We start from the raw sequence: 17,580 nt of genomic DNA, 5'->3' as shown, positions 1-17,580 counted from the left end.
TAAACCTTCCATCAAGGGGAAGGTCAAGGGGGAAATGTGAATATCAGCGATGTTGCGAAAAAAACCGGCTTAACCAGCAAAGCGATTCGCTTTTATGAGGAAAAAGGGCTGGTGACGCCACCGTTGCGCAGTGAGAACGGCTACCGCAGCTATACGCAGCTGCATCTTGATGAACTGACGTTACTGCGCCAGGCAAGACAGGTAGGATTTAACCTTGAAGAGTGCGGCGAGCTGGTTAACCTGTTTAACGATCCGAAACGCCACAGTGCCGACGTGAAAAAACGTACGCTGGAAAAAGTGGCGGAGATCGAACGCCATATCATCGAATTACAGGCGATGCGTGAGCAACTGTTACAGCTGGCAGAATCCTGCCCGGGAGATGACAGTGCCGAGTGCCCGATTATCGACAATCTTTCCGGCTGCTGCCACCGTAAAACCCACGCCTAACAGGCTTTAACCCGCAGGGTAATACCTTCCACCGCGATGACCTCAACCCGCGTGCCGGCGCTGAGGTCATCATCGGCCACCACCGGCCACGAACTGTCCCCCACGCGCATATGACCGCGTCCGTTTATTAGCGTGTTATCAAGCGTAAAGCGTTTACCCACGATCTGCTGCCCACGCTGGTTGAGATGCGCGTCGACCGGCTTCTGCGCCTTCACCCGTTTGTTCAGCCAGCGCCACCACAGCCAGGCGGCCAGCAGCGTCAGCACGGCAAACAGCGCGCCCTGCCACTCCCAGCCGACAGGCAGCAGCCAGACGACCAGCCCGGTAATCACCGCGGCAACCCCGCTCCACAGCAGATAACCGTTGCCGCCAAGCATCTCGGCGGCCAGCAGCAGTCCGCCAAGGCTTAGCCAGAACGCATGAGGATGTGCAACGATGAGCTCAATCATTTTTTACGCTCGTTTCCGCCGTCTTTGATCAGTTCGGCAATTCCGGCGATAGACCCCATCAGGCTGCTGGCATCCAGCGGCATCATCACCACTTTGCTGTTGTTCGCGGAGCCGATCTCCTTCAGCGCATCGGTATATTTTTGTGCGACGAAGTAGTTCACGGCCTGGATATCCCCGGCGGCAATCGCCTCGGAGACCATTTGCGTCGCGCGGGCTTCCGCTTCTGCCGAACGTTCACGCGCTTCCGCCTGGAGGAAGGCAGACTGACGGTCGCCCTCGGCTTTCAGGATCTGCGACTGTTTTTCCCCTTCCGCTTTCAGGATTTCAGCCTGACGCACCCCTTCGGCTTCAAGAATATAGGCACGCTTGGTACGCTCGGCCTTCATCTGCGCGTTCATGGAAGCAATCAGCTCTGCCGGTGGGCGCACGTCGCGGATCTCAATGCGTGTCACTTTGATCCCCCACGGATTGGTGGCTTCATCCACAATGTGCAGCAGGCGGGTATTAATGCTGTCGCGCTGGGAGAGCATTTCATCCAGCTCCATCGAGCCAAGCACGGTACGGATGTTGGTCATGGTCAGGTTGACGATCGCCAGCTCCAGGTTGCTCACCTCATAGGCCGCTTTTGGCGCATCAATCACCTGAATAAAGCACACCGCATCGATGGTGACGTTGGCGTTATCCTTGGAGATGACTTCCTGAGAAGGGATATCCAGCACCTGCTCCATCATGTTGATCTTGCGCCCAATTCTGTCCATGAACGGGACGATCAGGCTTAAACCCGGCTGAAGGGTATTGGTGTAGCGACCGAAGCGTTCGACGGTCCACTGGTAACCCTGCGGGACAATTTTGACGCCTGCGCCCACGATAACCAGCGCAACGAAAATAAGGACAGGAACAACGATGAGCATAAAAACCTCCTGTTTTGCATGCCGTAACGAGAAAACTGCGTATTTGTTGAACGTAAGTATATCGGCTAACGAACAGGATTTCGCCCCTGTAAAGAGGTGGGAACCGGACTGGCAGAAATAAAACGCCCCGTTCGGGATGCGGGGCGCAAAGCGTTACTTTTCAGACCAGGTATAGCTGAAGTCAGTGATAAACCCATCCCCGGCGTCAGCGATGGCTTTTGATAAGCCCTGATAGTATTTTTCCAGGCCGATGGCCTCTATCTGCTGGATCTGCTCGCGAACGGGAGCGCAGAACAATACCGCATTGCCCGCCCCGACACGTTTGTTGTTCGGCGGCAGATCGCCAGTAATCGCTTTAAACCAGGTTCTGATCCCTTGCTTTAAGTTGTGCGGCGCTTTTGTAAGATCCTCCTGGCCGGTCAGCACCTGTAGGGTAGGGAATTCATTAGCATTGACGGCGGTTTTCATACGCGCAAAGAACGCGGTAAAAAGCTCAAAAGAGCCGAGATCCGTAACGCGAGGCTTGGTAGTTTTTCCGTTTTTATTGCCCATTTTTCCGGCAGGGGCTGTAGGTGCCGGAACCACATTGACCTTATGCAGATCCAGACCAAACAGCAGATTGCAGTGCGCCCGGCGCTCTTTAAGCGGGTAGGACATCAGCACGTCAATAAACGCCGTCGCCTTCACATCGGCCAGGTCATGGTTAATCAGCCATTGCGAGCGGGCAAATTCCGCAGGGGAAACGAACCAGTCAGGCACCTCAGTAAAGCGTCTGGATTTACCCTTGCCGTCAAACTCGAGAAAGTAAGCCCCATCATCAAAAGCAAAATAGCAGTTTTTAAAGCTACCGATTGTGGTGTTAACGATGAGCGCCTTCTTAACAAAATCGACCACCTCTGCACCCATGACAAAACGCGTGAGTTCAGAAGAATTGATGACTTCCATTAATGTTTCCACATCAGGAACACCAGGCTTCAGGGAGGAGAACTCATAAAAGATATGTGTCATGTTGCTGACTTCCTGTAGTGATAGAGGTGACAATAAACAGGCAAAAAGTTTAACACTTGCTATAGGTTAAGGCTATTCGCGCTGCGTAGCGGAAAGGATTATGCTTAAGGCTCTTCTTATCACAGCGGTTAATGGAATCGGAATGAATAATAAAAAAAATCTTCTGGATATCAGGGATGTTGGCTTTCGTGTGGGTGATAACACCATCCTTCAGCACGTCGATTTTTGTCTCTCTCCGGGCGAATTTAAACTGATAACCGGTCCCTCCGGCTGCGGCAAAAGCACCCTCCTGAAAATCGTGGCTTCGCTACTGAGCCCAACGGAGGGAACCATCCTGTTTGCAGGAAAAGATATCGCCACGCTTTCACCGGAAAGCTATCGCCAGCAGGTGTCATACTGCGTGCAAACGCCGTCCCTGTTTGGCGACACGGTGTACGACAATCTGGTTTTCCCCTGGCACATCCGCAACCAAACGCCTGATCCGAAAAAGTTTACCGACGATCTGACCCGGTTCGGGCTTTCGCCGGAGACGCTGACCAAATCGATCGCCGAACTGTCGGGCGGGGAAAAGCAGCGCGTCTCGCTGATCCGTAACCTGCAATTCTTGCCGAAGGCGCTGTTGCTGGACGAAATCACCAGCGCGCTGGATGACGCTAACAAGCGCAACGTCAATGACATTATCCATCGCTACGCCCGGGAGCAGAATATTGCCGTGCTGTGGGTGACGCATGATTCAAATGAAATTACCCATGCGGATGATGTCATCACGCTCAGGCCGCAGGGCGGGAAAATGGAGGAGGCTCACCGTGGGTGAACATAACATAACTAACGAATCGCTGGCGCTGTCAATGGTCCTGGTGCTGGTGGCGATTGTGGTCAGCTACCGGGAAAAGCTGGGGCTGGAAAAAGATATTCTTTGGAGTATCGCCCGCGCGGTCATTCAGCTCATCATCGTCGGCTATGTGCTGAAATACATCTTCAACGTCAATCATGCCGTGCTGACCCTGTTGATGGTGCTGTTTATCTGCTTTAACGCGGCATGGAACGCGCAGAAACGCAGTAAATACATCGATAAAGCGTTCATTTCGTCGTTGATCGCCATCACTACCGGGACCGCGTTAACGCTGGCTGTGCTGGTGCTTTCCGGCTCGATAGAATTTACGCCGATGCAGGTGATCCCCATTTCCGGGATGATTGCGGGCAATGCGATGGTGGCGGTCGGGTTGTGCTACAACAATCTGGGGCAACGGTTCAGCAGTGAACAGCAGCAGCTTCAGGAGAAGCTAAGCCTTGGCGCGACGCCGAAGGTGGCCTCGGCGAGGTTGATCCGCGACAGCATTCGCTCTTCGCTAATCCCAACGGTGGATTCCGCCAAAACGGTGGGTCTGGTGAGCCTGCCGGGCATGATGTCGGGGCTGATTTTTGCCGGTATCGATCCGGTAAAAGCCATTAAATACCAGATTATGGTGACGTTTATGCTGCTCTCTACGGCGAGCCTGTCCACCATCATTGCCTGCTACCTGACCTATCGGAAGTTTTACAACGCTCGCCACCAGCTGGTGGTGACGCAGTTGAAAAAGACGGGGTAATATCTGCTTTTGTAAGCCCGGTAAGCGTTAGCGCCACCGGGCATTTTTTTGCTAGTAGAGCAACGCGTACAGCTGACGACGATATTTCGACGCCAGCGCGTCACCGGTACCCAGCGCGGCCAGGATCTCCTGGAACATCTTCCGAGCCTGTCCGTCTGCGGCGCCCAGGTCCTTCTGAAGATGGCTAAACAGCAGCTCCAGCGCCTCTTCGTTACGCCCCACCTGATGAAGCTGAAGCGCCAGCTGGCTTGCCAGCGCGGCATCCTGCGGGTTGTCCGCAACCTGCTGCTGAAGCTGTTGAATTTCAGGGGTATCCGCCGCCTGTTTCAGCAGGTCAATCTGCGCCACCAGACCCTGATAACGGGTATCCTGATCCTGCATCGGCACCGTTTTCAGCACGGCTTCCGCGTCTTCAGGGCGGTGCAGTGCAATCTGGGTCTCTGCCAGCAGCAGACCAATCTGGCTGTTCTGGTTCGACAGCTGCCAGGCGTCTTTTAACAGCGGCAGCGCCTCGTCGTACTTGCCTTCCTGCATTAGCGCCATGGCTTCCTGCGCTTTCAGCTCTTCTTCGCGCGGCAGGACTTTATCCAGCAGGGCGCGGATCGCCTCTTCGGGCTGCGGCCCCTGGAAGCCATCCACCGGCTGACCGTTCTGGAACAGGTAGACGGTTGGGATCGCACGCAGGCCAAACTGGGAAGCCACCATCGGTTCGGCGTCACAATCCAGCTTCGCCAGAATGAACTGACCATTGTACTGCGCGGCAAGGCTTTCCAGGACCGGCGTCAGTTGCAGGCAGTGTTGGCTGCGTTCAGACCAGAAGTAGAACAGCACCGGTTTAGTCATTGACTGTTCGAGCGTCTGTTGCAGGTTAGCTTCAGTTATGTTGACGATATTCTGTACGGACATGCGGCATTCTCTTTTATCGGTTTACTCTTTACATGGGGGTAAGCGTGGTCGCTTCAACTCAACCCTGCAAAATTTTGTCCATCATCCGCCCCGGCAGCAGGCGTTTCAACCAGCCGACGGCATGGGTCACCAGCGTGACCGGATAGCGCATTTTAGGGGTATCGCTCTCAAACGCGTGGCGCACTTTGGCAACGACGGCTTCTGGCCCAAGCGTAAAACGCGCCGCGATGCCGGGATTTTCGACCGGTTTGTCCGCCTGCGTCTGGTTAACGTTTTCCGTAAAGCGGGTGCGGATCGGGCCGGGTTCAATCAGGCTGACCTTAATACCGCTGTGGCGCAGCTCCATGCGCAACGCATCGGACCAGGCTTCAAGCGCATATTTACTGGCAGCGTAAGCCCCGCGGCCCGGCGTGGAGATCAGGCCCATCACCGAGGAGGTCATGACAATCCGCCCTTCGCCGTGCGGCAGCATGGCCGGGAGAAGGCGCATGGTAAGCTGATGCGCCCCGAAAAAGTTTGCGGAGAACTGCTGCTCCAGCTGTTCCCGTGAGAGAGTCTGTAGCGGGCCGTACACGCCGTAGCCCGCATTGTTGAACAGACCGTAAAGACGGTTGTTGGTCAGGGCGATAACCTCATCGGCGGCCTGCTCTACGCTCTCTGGCGAATCGAGATCCAGCAGAATGCCGGTAAATCCCAGCCCTCGCATGCGTTCGACATCCTCGGGTTTGCGGCAGGCTGCCAGCACCCAAAACCCCTGACGTTTCAGTTCAAGGGCGCTTTCAAGGCCAATTCCGCTGGAACATCCTGTTATTAAGACCGATTTTTGCATAACTTTACCTGTCAGGTTCTCAGCTGTTTGACGAGTCATGTTTTACTAAAGGAGCCAGCCGGGTTGCCATCCAGTCGGCAATAAACGGCTGGGCATCGCGATTGGGGTGAATGCCATCATCCTGCATCCACTGGGGTTTCAGATAGACCTCTTCCATGAAAAATGGCAGCAGCGGAATATCAAACTCTTTGGCAAGCTTAGGATAGATCGCGCTAAACGCCTCATTATACCGACGGCCGTAGTTAGCGGGCAGGCGAATTTGCATCAGCAGCGGCTGGGCATTGGCGGCCTTAATGGTCTGCAAAATGGTCCGCAGCGTTTGCTCCGTTTGCTGAGGCTGGAAGCCGCGCAAACCATCATTACCGCCCAGTTCGACCAGCACCCAACGCGGTTGATGCTGCTTAAGCAGGGCAGGCAGGCGCGATAAGCCTTGCTGCGACGTATCGCCGCTGATGCTGCCGTTCACGACAGAGGCCCGGGACTGCCATTTATCATTGAGCAGGGCGGGCCAGGCCGCACTGGCGGCCATACGATAGCCCGCGCTCAGGCTGTCGCCCAGAATCAATAACGTGTCCGCAGCCGCCGCGCGGAAGGTCATCAGCATCAAAAACAGGAAGGGCAAATGCCAGCGGAAAACATTGTTGAAGTTCATCGTCTTAAGAAGTCCGTCGGTCAGGGGGAACACGAGCTTTCCATCCTCACCGGAGTTGAACTCGTTGTCAAACGTGCCGAAACCATCGCCCTGATTGGTGAATCCGGTTCCGGTAAGTCCACGCTGCTGGCCATTCTCGCCGGTCTGGACGATGGCAGCAGTGGGGAAGTGAACCTGGTCGGCCAGCCCCTCCACGCGCTTGATGAAGAGGCCCGCGCCGCGCTGCGAGCCCGGCATATCGGGTTTGTCTTTCAGTCATTCATGCTGATCCCGACGCTGAACGCGCTGGAAAACGTTGAGCTACCTGGCCTGCTGCGCGGTGAAAATACCCGTGAAAGCCGCGATCACGCGAAGGCGTTGCTGGAACAGCTGGGGCTGGGAAAACGTCTCGACCACCTTCCGGCACAGCTTTCCGGCGGTGAGCAGCAGCGCGTGGCGCTGGCCAGGGCGTTTAACGGGCGCCCGGAAGTGCTGTTTGCCGATGAGCCAACGGGCAATCTCGACCGTAAAACCGGGGACAGAATTGCCGATCTGCTGTTTTCCCTCAACCGCGAGCACGGCACCACGCTGATTCTGGTTACCCACGACCCGCAGCTGGCCGCCCGCTGCGACCGCCGCCTGCGGCTGGTGAACGGTATTCTTCAGGAGGAAGCATGATTGCCCGCTGGTTCTGGCGCGAGTGGCGCTCGCCCTCGCTGCTGATTGTCTGGCTGGCGTTGAGCCTGGCGGTGGCCTGCGTGCTGGCGCTCGGTAGCGTCAGCGATCGTATGGAGAAAGGGCTTAGCCAGCAGAGTCGGGAATTTATGGCCGGGGACCGGGCTCTGCAAAGTTCTCGCCCCGTGCCGCCGGGCTGGATTGAGGAAGCGCGCAAAGAGGGGCTGAAAGTAGGGGAGCAGATCACCTTTCAGACCATGACCTTTGCGGGCGACACGCCGCAGCTTGCCAGCGTAAAAGCCGTGGATGACATCTACCCGATGTACGGTGACTTACAAACCAGCCCGCCGGGGCTAAAACCGACGGCCGGTACGGTCCTGCTGGCATCGCGACTGATGGCGCTGCTGAACCTGAAGCCCGGCGACAGTATCGACGTCGGCGACGCGACACTCAAAATTGCCGGGGAAGTGGTGCAGGAGCCCGACTCCGGATTTAATCCGTTCCAGCTTGCGCCGCGCCTGCTGATGAACACCGCGGATGTGGCGAAAACCCACGCCGTCCAGCCGGGAAGCCGTGTCACCTGGCGGTATAAGTTTGGCGGAACGCCAGCTCAGCTGGAGGCGTACGAAAAATGGCTCCTGCCGCAGCTCAAGCCGGAACACCGCTGGTACGGACTGGAGCAGGATGACGGGGCGTTCGGCAAATCTCTTGAGCGTTCTCAGCAGTTCCTGCTGCTGTCGGCGCTGTTAACCCTGCTGCTTGCCATTGCGGCGGTTGCCGTGGCGATGGGGCACTACTGCCGCAGCCGTTACGATCTGGTGGCGATCCTCAAAACCCTCGGCGCGGGCCGCGCGCAACTGCGCAAGCTGATTGTCGGCCAGTGGCTGATGGTGCTGGCGCTGTCGGCTCTGACCGGCGGGGCGATAGGGCTGCTGTTTGAAAAGCTTCTGATGGTGCTGCTCAAACCGGTACTGCCCGCCGCATTACCGCCTGCCAGCCTCTGGCCGTGGCTGTGGGCAATCGGCGCGATGACGACGATCTCCCTGCTGGTGGGGTTACGCCCGTACCGGCTGCTACTCGCCACCCAGCCGCTGCGCGTGCTGCGCCGCGATGTGGTGGCCAGCGTTTGGCCGCTGAAGTTCTACCTGCCGGTGATTATTGCGGTAGCGGTCGGGCTGCTGGCCTGGCTGATGGGCGGCAGTACGCTGCTGTGGGCGGTGCTGGCGGGCGCGGTGGTGCTGGCGCTGCTGTGCGGCGTAGTGGGCTGGATACTGCTTAATGTGCTGAGAAAGCTGACAGTTAAATCACTTTCCATACGGTTAGCGGTTAACCGACTGCTGCACCAGCCGTGGTCTACCCTCAGCCAGCTCTCGGCATTTTCGCTGTCGTTTATGCTGCTGGCGCTTCTGCTGGTGCTGCGCGGGGATCTGCTGGATCGCTGGCAGCAGCAGCTTCCGCCAGAAAGCCCGAACTATTTCCTGATCAACATCGCGCCCGAGCAGGTGACGCCGCTGAAGGGCTTCCTGTCCGAGCATCACATTATTCCCGAGTCGTTCTATCCGATCGTGCGCGCCCGACTGACGCAGATCAACGGCCAGTCGACGGAGGGAAATAAGGATGAATCGCTCAACCGCGAACTCAACCTGACCTGGCAGGCGAAACGTCCGGACCATAACCCGATCGTTGCTGGCACCTGGCCGCCGAAAGCGGGGGAAGTGTCGATGGAGGAGGGGCTGGCGACACGCCTGAACGTGAACCTCGGCGACAGCGTGACCTTCACCGGTGATACCCAGGATTTCACCGCCAAAGTTACCAGCCTGCGTAAAGTGGACTGGGAAAGCCTGCGGCCAAACTTCTTCTTCATCTTCCCGCCGGGTGCGCTGGACGGACAGCCCCAGAGCTGGCTCACCAGCTTCCGCTGGGAAAACGGCAACGGCATGCTGACGCAGCTTAACCGGGAATTTCCGACGGTGAGCCTGCTGGATATCGGCGCGATCCTTAAACAGGTCGGGCAGGTGCTGGAGCAGGTAAGCCGCGCGCTGGAGGTGATGGTGGTGCTGGTGACGATCTGTGGCATATTGCTGCTGCTGGCGCAGGTGCAGGTCGGCATGCGTCAGCGTCATCAGGAGCTGGTTGTCTACCGCACGCTGGGGGCCAGTAAACGGCTGCTGCGCGCCACGCTGTGGAGCGAATTTGCCCTGCTCGGGCTGGTGGCGGGCCTGGTGGCGGCCATCGGGGCGGAAACGGCGCTGGCGGTACTCCAGAGCAAAGTCTTCGACTTCCCGTGGGAGCCCGACTGGCGGCTGTGGCTCACGCTGCCCGTCTGCGGCGCCGTGCTGCTGTCCCTGTGCGGCGGCTGGCTCGGATCCCGGCTGTTGAAAGGTAAAGCGCTATTCCGCCAGTTTGTCAGCTAGTTTACTGACGTGATGATGACGCACCGGCATTTCTGCTGGTGCGTCATTGCTTAACGGCACAAATCGTTAATGTCCCTGCATTTAGTAGCACAAAACATTAAAAACCCGCCCACACAGCCCGAATTTTTCCGGTTAATATTCACCAGCTAAATATTTAGTAGCGTGTCTATCAAGGAAAAAGAATGACTATAAGAAAAACAGCGCTGGCGACAACGATCGGCGCAGCAGTGGCATTGGCTTCTTTCGCATCCCAGGCGGAAATCACTCTTCTGAAACAGGATCCGCAGGCGGGTAACCCGCTGAGCCGCCTGAACTTCACCGTTGGCGGTAGTATTCGTCCTCAGTTCCAGAACATGACCGGCGATGACGGCAAAAACGGCTACAAGCGCAACGGCTTTGACGGCGGTACCCGCTTCCGTTTCGCGGCAGACTACTACCTGTTCGATGACATCAGCTGGATCACTTACTACGAGCTGGGTGTGAACATTCCGGCGCAGTTTAACTGGGATAACCACTACGCCGACGGCGCGCACGATACTTCACGCCGTATGCTCTACACCGGTCTGAAGAGCGACACCTGGGGTACGCTGACCTTCGGCCAGCAGAACAGCGTGTACTATGACGTGGTGGGCGCAAAAACCGATATCTGGGACTACGACATGATTGGTCAGGCGCCAGGTAACGGGATTAATGGCGACTACGACGGCTCTTACCGTTCACGCCAGATGCTGAAGTACAAGAAAACCGTGGGCGATGCTGACATCTACGCCTCTTACCTGTTTGAAGACAGCGAATACCTGCCGGGCAACGGCCTGCGCTACAAGCGTAAAGGCGGCGGTTCACTGGGTATCGATTATCACCTGACCACCGATCTGACCTGGGGCGCAGCGTGGAACTACACCCGCGCGGACATGCGTAACCCGGACAACGGCGACAGCAAATCCTACGACCAGAACATCCTTGGTACCGCCCTGAGCTGGACGCCGGATAACTGGACCTTCTCCGCAGGCGGCGGCTGGTATCAAAACTTCCTGACCACCAAAAAAGTGTCCGTTAACGACTACTTCGCCGGTGATGCATGGGGTATTGAATACTTTGCGGGTTACAAGTTCCCTGTTGGTCAGTATGCGGTGAAATCCATCCAGCCGTACTTCATGGGCGACCGTATCGAGTACGTGAATGGCCGTAACTACCAGCGCATCGACAACGGTGTGGGTATCAGCTTCCAGCTGGATTACGGTTTCCGCGTGGATTACGAACACGTGTTCACCTCCAGCACCGACAACCTGGGCGACATGAACCTGGTGCGTCTGCGTTACGACTTCTAAGTTGTCATGTAGGGTGCGGCCTGATGCCCTCACCCTGACCCTCTCCCACGGGGAGAGGGAAAAAACATTAAAAACGGCAACCCAGGTTGCCGTTTTGCTTTTACCTCGCCACCCGGCTTTATTTTTCAGCGATCGAGCCACTCAGCAATTTCTTCGTACGTCCCGCGATACACAATCTTCTCCGCCTTTTTCTCCAGCTGATAGCCGTACATCGGGTCGTAATAATCCTTCAGCAGCGGCACAAGCCAGCTGAAGTGCGCGTCAGTGCTGCCAGTACGCTGTTGCTCGACAAGCGCGGCATCCAGCAGGGCGGTAAATTCCGCGAAGCGTTGCAGCCCCAGACGGCGACGAATGGCGTACAGGCCGTGATGCAGATATTCGCTATACGCTTTCCAGCCCGCTTTCTCGCCGTAGGCAGCAGAAAAATCGGCCCACATATGGTCGAAATACTCTTCGCGCAGGCGCTCCAGGCGGACTTCAAAGGGGTCTTCGACGACAACGACAGGGGCGTCAACCATGCGGTCGCGCAGGCATTCCGGCAGGTGGTTAGAACCAATCATCCGGCCTTCATCTTCCAGCACCCAGCGCGCGGCGTCTTTTTTTAGCAGTTCGACGGCAAGGTGATTTTCAAAACTGGCCTGGGAAAGCTGCGGGGTGAGCGTGCGACCAAATGATGAGCCGCGATGGTGCGCCAGCCCTTCCAGATCGATGCCCTGCGCATGCTGCTTAACCAGCAGCGTTTTACCGTTTCCGGTACAGCCGCCGATAAGCACCATCGGTTTTTGTGACTGCTCAATGGTCACCTGAATCGCCGTCTGACGCAGGGCCTTATAGCCGCCGCGGATCAGCGGATAATCGATTCCCGCCTCTTTCAGCCAGGCCTGGGAGATGTGTGAGCGCTGGCCACCGCGCGCGCAGCAAAGGTAGCCCTCAGGATGGGCCAGGCTGGCTTCCCGCCAGGCGTTGATGCGCGCCTCTCGCGTCTCGCCGTTGACCAGGCTATGGCCGAGCGCCAGCGCGGCGTCCGGACCCTGGCGTTTATAGCAGGTGCCGACGGCGGCACGCTCGTCGTCGTTCATTAAGGGCAGGTTGAGTGCGGCGGGCATCGCACCCTGGGCAAATTCGATCGGCGCGCGAACGTCGATTAAAGGGGTATCGGACGCGAGGAGCGCGCGATAGTCCGTTCCATCGTTCATGGTGATTCCAGAAGAAAACTGAGCAGCAATGGGCGGGAATTGTACGCCGGGGAAGGGGAAGGTCAACTCCCCGGCGGGGGATACTTACTTCAGTTTTGACTGCGCCCAGACAATGCCGCTCGCGTATTCTGGCGGCAGCAGGGGAACAATCGCTTCCAGCGTAGCGCTCAGGCGGTCCGTGTCGGTATCGTTCAGGTTCAGGTGGCCGACCTTACGCCCCGGACGTACCTCTTTGTCGTACCAGTGCAGGTGCACCAGCGGCAGCTTCAGCCAGTTGTAGTTCAGATCGGTGCCGATCAGGTTGATCATCACCGACGGGCTGGTCACCACCGGCTGCGGCAGCGGCAGGTCAGTGATGGCGCGCAGGTGCAGCTCGAACTGGCTGATGGAGGCGCCGTTTTGCGTCCAGTGACCGCTGTTGTGCACGCGCGGCGCAAGTTCGTTGATCAGCAGACCCGACGGCGTGACGAAACACTCCATCGCCATTACGCCCACATAGCCCAGCTCATGCATGATGGCAGAGAGCATTTCTTCCGCCTGCGCCTGCTGGTCAGCATTGGCCTGCGGGAAGGCGACGCTGGTGCGCAGAATCCCGTCCTGATGCAGGTTATGCGTTAGCGGGTAAAAAACGGTGTGCCCGTCATGCCCGCGCGCGCCAACCAGCGACACTTCACCGCTAAAGTTAATGCCCTGCTCAACGATGCACTCGCCGTAGCAGTCATCCGGCAGCTCGGCGGTGTCGTTCGCGCGCAGGCGCCACTGCCCGCGGCCGTCGTAGCCGCCGACGCGACGCTTCACAATCGCCAGGTCTCCCAGCATCGCAAAAACGTCATCCCACTCGCGCTTATCGGAAAGCAGCTGCCACGGCGCGGTCGCGAGGCCGAGCTTGTCGAACAGCTGCTTTTGCGTCAGGCGGTCGGCAATGATCGGAAACACGTCGCGGTTTACAAAGGCGTTATGACGCGCCAACTCGCGGGTCAGGGCGGTTTCCGGCCAGCGTTCAATTTCGGCGGTGATCACGCTCTGGTGGAACGGCACGGCTTCCGGCTCGGCATCCAGTCCGACGGGCCAGACGGCAATACCCAGCGGCTCACCGGCCTGACGCAGCATCCGGCCAAGCTGACCATTACCAAGAACGCAAACCTGCTTCATGCTGCACCCCGCGGATCCGGGTTATCCAGCACCTCGTCGGTCTGGGCTTTACGCCACTCCGCCAGACGCTGATGTAACTCTTTATCATGCGTCGCCAGGATCTGCGCGGCCAGCAGGGCGGCATTTGCGGCACCCGCCTTACCAATCGCCAGCGTACCGACAGGAATACCGCGCGGCATCTGGACGATAGAGTAAAGGCTATCAACCCCGCTTAACGCGGCGCTTTGCACAGGAACACCCAGTACCGGCACCAGCGTTTTGGCGGCAATCATGCCCGGCAGATGTGCTGCGCCGCCCGCGCCGGCAATGATCACCTCGTAACCGTTCTCTTCGACGCTTTCGGCGAAGCTGAACAGTTTATCCGGCGTACGGTGCGCGGAAACCACTTCGACGTGGTGCGGAACATTCAGGATTTCAAAGATTTCGGCGGCGAACTGCATGGTAGCCCAGTCGCTTTTGGACCCCATCACGATGGCGACACGCGCCGGATTATTGCGGGAAGACATGCGTCTTAAAACTCCTGTGGTGCGGAACACACTGCTTTCGAGGGCACAGAGAATAGCATGTAATACCGGCAAGGAAAACGGTTGCGTGGTCGGGAAATGGGCGAAAAGACGGGGAGGGTTAAAACGGGAAGGCGATCAGTTCAACACCTTCCGGCGTGACTTTGACCATCGATCCTTCGCTGTGCCAGGCCCCTAAAACCACGCGATGGGCGGGCTCGCCGTTGGCGATAAGGGAATGCACATCGGGACGATGGGTATGGCCATGGATCAGCCACTGAACGCGATGCTTCTCCATCACCTTCACCACCGCCTGCGGGTTGACGTCCATGATGGTCATCGATTTGCTGCTGTTGGCGGCCTTGCTGCCCGCGCGCATTCTGGCGGCGATGCGGTTGCGAATAAACAGCGGCAGGGCGAGGAACACTTTCTGGATCCACGGGGTGTGAACTTTGGCGCGAAACGCCAGGTAGCCAGTATCGTCAGTGCAGAGCGTGTCGCCGTGCATGATCAGAATATTGCGGCCATAGAGGGTTAGCACCTGCTCTTCCGGCAGCAGCGTCATGCCGCTCTCGCGGGCGTAGCGCTGGCCGATCAGGAAATCACGGTTGCCGTGAATGAAATAGCAGGGGACGCCGGAATCTACCAGCGTTTTAATGGCCGCAGCCATCTCACGGTGCAGCGGGTTCGGATCGTCGTCGCCAATCCAGGCCTCAAACAGGTCGCCCAGAATGTACAGCGCGTCGGCGTTTTTCGCTTCACCGCGTAAAAAACGCAGAAAACCGGCGGTTATCGCCGGTTCTTCTGTTTGCAGATGCAGATCCGCAATAAAGAGTGTCGCCACGAATTACTCGCTGACGGTCACGCTTGTGATCACAACGTCTTCTTTAGGAACGTCCTGGTGCATACCGCTGCGGCCAGTAGAAACGGCTTTGATCTTGTCGACCACGTCCATCCCTTCAACCACTTCTGCGAATACGCAGTAGCCCCAGCCTTGCAGACTTTCGCCAGAGAAGTTCAGGAAGTCGTTGTCCGCTACGTTGATGAAGAACTGTGCGGTTGCAGAGTGTGGCGCCTGAGTACGGGCCATTGCCAGCGTACCACGGGTGTTTTTCAGGCCGTTGTTCGCTTCGTTTTTGATCGCTTCTTTCGTCTCTTTCTGGCGCATGCCAGGCTCGAAACCGCCGCCCTGGATCATAAAGCCGTTGATCACACGGTGGAAAATAGTGTTGTTGTAGAAACCTTCGCGGCAGTAGTCCAGGAAGTTTTTAACTGTTTCAGGCGCTTTGTCATCAAAGGTTTTGATTACGATATCGCCATGATTAGTGTGGAAAGTAACCATTTTTGCATCCTGTTCCGTTATTGTGGTGCGTCGACCCGTGCTCGGGTCACATATAGGGGCTTGTTATAGCATAACCACAGGACACGATCACCTTGCATTGTGTGCTGACCGTACTCCGAATTATGGGTATTATAAGGAACAAACAATCCACACACGTGTTTACATGGAATCTTCGATGTTAAAAATCTTTAATACAATGACGCGCCAAAAAGAGGAATTTAAACCTATCCATGCCGGGGAAGTCGGCATGTACGTGTGTGGTATTACGGTTTACGATCTCTGTCACATCGGCCATGGCCGTACCTTTGTCGCGTTCGACGTGGTGTCACGCTACCTGCGCTTCCTGGGCTACAACCTGAAGTATGTGCGCAATATCACCGACATCGACGACAAAATCATTAAACGTGCTAATGAAAATGGCGAAAGCTTTGTCGCGCTGGTGGATCGCATGATCGCCGAAATGCACAAGGATTTTGACGCCTTAAATATTCTGCGCCCGGACAGCGAGCCGCGTGCGACCCACCATATCCATGAAATCATTGATATCACCCAAAAGCTGATCGAGCGCGGTCACGCCTATGTGGCGGACAACGGCGATGTGATGTTCTCGGTGCCGACGGACCCAACCTACGGTGCGCTTTCCCGCCAGGATCTGGACCAGCTCCAGGCCGGTGCGCGCGTGGACGTGGTTGACGTGAAGCGTAATCCGATGGACTTCGTGCTGTGGAAGATGTCCAAAGCGGGCGAACCGAGCTGGCCATCACCGTGGGGCGAAGGGCGTCCGGGCTGGCACATTGAATGTTCCGCGATGAACTGCAAGCAGCTGGGCAACCATTTCGACATCCACGGCGGCGGTTCGGATCTGATGTTCCCGCACCACGAAAACGAAATCGCGCAGTCCACCTGTGCTCACGGCGGCGAGTACGTGAACTACTGGATGCACTCCGGGATGGTGATGGTTGACCGCGAGAAGATGTCGAAATCGCTGGGTAACTTCTTCACCGTGCGCGACGTGCTGAAGTATTACGACGCGGAAACCGTGCGCTACTTCCTGATGTCTGGCCACTATCGCAGCCAGCTGAACTACAGCGAAGAGAACCTGAAGCAGGCGCGCGCTGCGCTGGAGCGTCTGTATACCGCACTGCGCGGCACCGACAAGTCTGTTCCAGCCGCAGGCGGCGAGGCGTTCGAAGCCCGCTTCGTTGAGGTCATGAACGACGACTTCAACACCCCTGAAGCCTATTCCGTGCTGTTCGACATGGCGCGTGAGGTGAATCGCCTGAAGTCAGAAGATATGGCGGCGGCCAATGCGCTGGCGTCTCATCTGCGTAAGCTCTCTTCCGTGCTCGGCCTGCTGGAGCAGGAGCCGGATGTGTTCCTGCAAAGCGGCGCGCAGGCGGACGACGGCGAAGTGGCGGAAATTGAAGCACTGATTAAAGCGCGTCTGGAAGCGCGTCAGGCGAAAGACTGGGCGGCGGCGGATGCGGCGCGTAACCGTCTGACCGAGATGGGCATTATTCTGGAAGATGGCCCGCAGGGAACTACCTGGCGTCGTAAGTAATTTTCTCCTCACTCTAACCCTCTCCCACAGGGAGAGGGAATTGTTAGGTTTTCTCCCTCTCTACGTGGGAGAGGGCCGGGGTGAGGGCATCAGCGCGCACGTTTTCTCCACCATAACATCCCCATCAGCACCATCCCCGGCAGCCACACCCACAGCAGTTCCGAGATAATGACCTCATGCCCGTATGGCGTGGTATAGCGCGACAGCGCAAACGGCGCGACTTTGATCACCTGCCACGGCGCAAAGAAGCGCTCATCTGACCAGGGCCACAGCCAGCCGACGCCTTTCCCGCCGGTGGTGATCGAATCCAGCAGGCTGTGCGACAGCAGCGACACGGTTAAAAACAGCCAGCAGCGCGTCAGGCTGGCCCTGAACCATCGTCGGCCTGCCAGCACGCAGAGTATCGGCACCACCAGGGCAAACAGTAGCGAATGAGTGAAACCGCGATGGCCGAAAATATTCCCGTAGGCAACACCGAATTTAAACGCCAGCACGTCGGCATCGGGCAGCATGGCGAGGACGATCCCGGCAAACAGCAGGCGGGGTGGGATGACTTTAGTTCTGAGCCCTAAGCCCAGACACAGAGGTACGGCAGCGTGGGTGATAACGGTAGGCATTGCATTTATCCATGGCAAATCA

At 57.4% G+C, this 17,580-nt stretch carries 19 protein-coding genes; 7 read left to right on the top strand and 12 right to left on the bottom strand.

All coding sequences use genetic code 11. The features are described from left to right. Window positions 1-36: 36 nt before the first annotated feature. Window positions 37-447: a Cu(I)-responsive transcriptional regulator gene (cueR, locus tag ACOTZD_RS17020; RefSeq protein WP_017383222.1), complete on the top strand. Its 411-nt coding sequence runs from the start codon at window positions 37-39 to the stop codon at window positions 445-447. On the opposite strand, the gene ACOTZD_RS17015 is transcribed toward cueR, so the two are convergent. From ACOTZD_RS17015 to ACOTZD_RS17005, 3 genes are all read right to left on the bottom strand, one after another. Continuing rightward, the gene (locus ACOTZD_RS17015; protein WP_022650512.1) at window positions 444-896 is read right to left on the bottom strand and encodes an NfeD family protein; all 453 of its coding nucleotides are present in this window, start codon (window positions 894-896) and stop codon (window positions 444-446) included. The genes cueR and ACOTZD_RS17015 overlap by 4 nt on opposite strands. Then, window positions 893-1,807 (bottom strand): SPFH domain-containing protein, encoded by a 915-nt coding sequence (locus ACOTZD_RS17010; RefSeq protein ID WP_003858941.1) that lies wholly within the window; start codon window positions 1,805-1,807, stop codon window positions 893-895. The genes ACOTZD_RS17015 and ACOTZD_RS17010 overlap by 4 nt, the downstream gene beginning before the upstream one ends. A 153-nt stretch (window positions 1,808-1,960) precedes the next feature. Next, window positions 1,961-2,815, bottom strand: coding sequence for a hypothetical protein (locus ACOTZD_RS17005; protein ID WP_023324252.1), 855 nt, complete (start codon window positions 2,813-2,815; stop codon window positions 1,961-1,963). A gap of 142 nt (window positions 2,816-2,957) precedes the next feature. Between ACOTZD_RS17005 and fetA the strand changes: the two genes are divergently transcribed. Beyond that, window positions 2,958-3,629 carry an iron efflux ABC transporter ATP-binding subunit FetA gene (gene fetA / locus ACOTZD_RS17000; RefSeq protein WP_015571235.1) on the top strand — a complete coding sequence of 224 codons (672 nt, stop codon included), beginning with the start codon at window positions 2,958-2,960 and terminating at the stop codon, window positions 3,627-3,629. Continuing rightward, window positions 3,622-4,404 carry an iron efflux ABC transporter permease subunit FetB gene (gene fetB, locus ACOTZD_RS16995; protein WP_017383223.1) on the top strand — a complete coding sequence of 261 codons (783 nt, stop codon included), beginning with the start codon at window positions 3,622-3,624 and terminating at the stop codon, window positions 4,402-4,404. Before fetA ends, fetB begins: the two co-directional genes overlap by 8 nt. A 51-nt stretch (window positions 4,405-4,455) precedes the next feature. Here the strand turns inward: fetB and ACOTZD_RS16990 are convergent, their stop codons facing one another. The 3 genes from ACOTZD_RS16990 to tesA are packed head-to-tail and all read right to left on the bottom strand — an operon-like array spanning window position 4,456 to window position 6,791. Continuing rightward, a complete protein-coding gene (locus ACOTZD_RS16990) occupies window positions 4,456-5,310 on the bottom strand; it encodes a co-chaperone YbbN (RefSeq protein ID WP_003858935.1) in 855 nt (284 codons plus the stop codon). Between the two features lie 58 nt (window positions 5,311-5,368). Continuing rightward, window positions 5,369-6,178 (bottom strand): SDR family oxidoreductase, encoded by an 810-nt coding sequence (locus tag ACOTZD_RS16985; RefSeq protein ID WP_006809829.1) that lies wholly within the window; start codon window positions 6,176-6,178, stop codon window positions 5,369-5,371. Beyond that, window positions 6,159-6,791: a multifunctional acyl-CoA thioesterase I/protease I/lysophospholipase L1 gene (gene tesA, locus ACOTZD_RS16980; protein ID WP_003858933.1), complete on the bottom strand. Its 633-nt coding sequence runs from the start codon at window positions 6,789-6,791 to the stop codon at window positions 6,159-6,161. The genes ACOTZD_RS16985 and tesA overlap by 20 nt, the downstream gene beginning before the upstream one ends. On the opposite strand from tesA, the gene ybbA reads away from it, so the two are divergent. The 3 genes from ybbA to ACOTZD_RS16965 all read left to right on the top strand — a co-directional run bounded on the left by ybbA (window position 6,762) and on the right by ACOTZD_RS16965 (window position 11,187). Then, on the top strand, window positions 6,762-7,448 hold the full coding sequence (ybbA, locus tag ACOTZD_RS16975; RefSeq protein ID WP_003858931.1) for a putative ABC transporter ATP-binding protein YbbA: 687 nt from the start codon (window positions 6,762-6,764) through the stop codon (window positions 7,446-7,448). The two genes, tesA and ybbA, sit on opposite strands and share 30 nt — an antisense overlap. Then, a complete protein-coding gene (gene ybbP, locus ACOTZD_RS16970; protein ID WP_174402105.1) occupies window positions 7,445-9,859 on the top strand; it encodes a putative ABC transporter permease subunit YbbP in 2,415 nt (804 codons plus the stop codon). Before ybbA ends, ybbP begins: the two co-directional genes overlap by 4 nt. A gap of 182 nt (window positions 9,860-10,041) precedes the next feature. Further along, window positions 10,042-11,187, top strand: coding sequence for a porin (locus ACOTZD_RS16965; protein WP_022650515.1), 1,146 nt, complete (start codon window positions 10,042-10,044; stop codon window positions 11,185-11,187). Window positions 11,188-11,312: 125 nt separating this feature from the next. Here the strand turns inward: ACOTZD_RS16965 and mnmH are convergent, their stop codons facing one another. From mnmH to ppiB, 5 genes are all read right to left on the bottom strand, one after another. Beyond that, window positions 11,313-12,383 (bottom strand): tRNA 2-selenouridine(34) synthase MnmH, encoded by a 1,071-nt coding sequence (gene mnmH / locus ACOTZD_RS16960; RefSeq protein WP_032608677.1) that lies wholly within the window; start codon window positions 12,381-12,383, stop codon window positions 11,313-11,315. A gap of 84 nt (window positions 12,384-12,467) precedes the next feature. After that, the gene (gene purK / locus ACOTZD_RS16955) at window positions 12,468-13,535 is read right to left on the bottom strand and encodes a 5-(carboxyamino)imidazole ribonucleotide synthase (RefSeq protein ID WP_003858922.1); all 1,068 of its coding nucleotides are present in this window, start codon (window positions 13,533-13,535) and stop codon (window positions 12,468-12,470) included. Further along, a complete protein-coding gene (gene purE / locus ACOTZD_RS16950; RefSeq protein WP_174402104.1) occupies window positions 13,532-14,041 on the bottom strand; it encodes a 5-(carboxyamino)imidazole ribonucleotide mutase in 510 nt (169 codons plus the stop codon). The genes purK and purE overlap by 4 nt, the downstream gene beginning before the upstream one ends. 118 nt (window positions 14,042-14,159) lie before the next feature. After that, entirely contained in the window at window positions 14,160-14,882 is a 723-nt protein-coding gene (lpxH, locus tag ACOTZD_RS16945; protein ID WP_174402103.1) for a UDP-2,3-diacylglucosamine diphosphatase, read from the bottom strand. A 3-nt stretch (window positions 14,883-14,885) separates the two neighbouring features. Then, window positions 14,886-15,380: a peptidylprolyl isomerase B gene (gene ppiB, locus ACOTZD_RS16940; protein ID WP_000256009.1), complete on the bottom strand. Its 495-nt coding sequence runs from the start codon at window positions 15,378-15,380 to the stop codon at window positions 14,886-14,888. A 175-nt stretch (window positions 15,381-15,555) separates the two neighbouring features. On the opposite strand from ppiB, the gene cysS reads away from it, so the two are divergent. Beyond that, entirely contained in the window at window positions 15,556-16,941 is a 1,386-nt protein-coding gene (cysS, locus tag ACOTZD_RS16935) for a cysteine--tRNA ligase (protein WP_022650518.1), read from the top strand. A gap of 89 nt (window positions 16,942-17,030) precedes the next feature. Here cysS and ACOTZD_RS16930 read toward each other — a convergent pair whose 3' ends face one another. Then, window positions 17,031-17,558: a metal-dependent hydrolase gene (locus ACOTZD_RS16930; RefSeq protein ID WP_174402102.1), complete on the bottom strand. Its 528-nt coding sequence runs from the start codon at window positions 17,556-17,558 to the stop codon at window positions 17,031-17,033. Window positions 17,559-17,580 lie beyond the last annotated feature (22 nt).

It is taken from the genome of Enterobacter cloacae complex sp. SHL022 (genome assembly GCF_049237785.1).
In the GTDB taxonomy this organism is placed as follows: domain Bacteria; phylum Pseudomonadota; class Gammaproteobacteria; order Enterobacterales; family Enterobacteriaceae; genus Enterobacter; species Enterobacter hormaechei_C.
The sequence above is the reverse complement of the archived record's forward strand: the minus strand, read 5'-3'. Positions and strand labels throughout refer to the sequence as shown.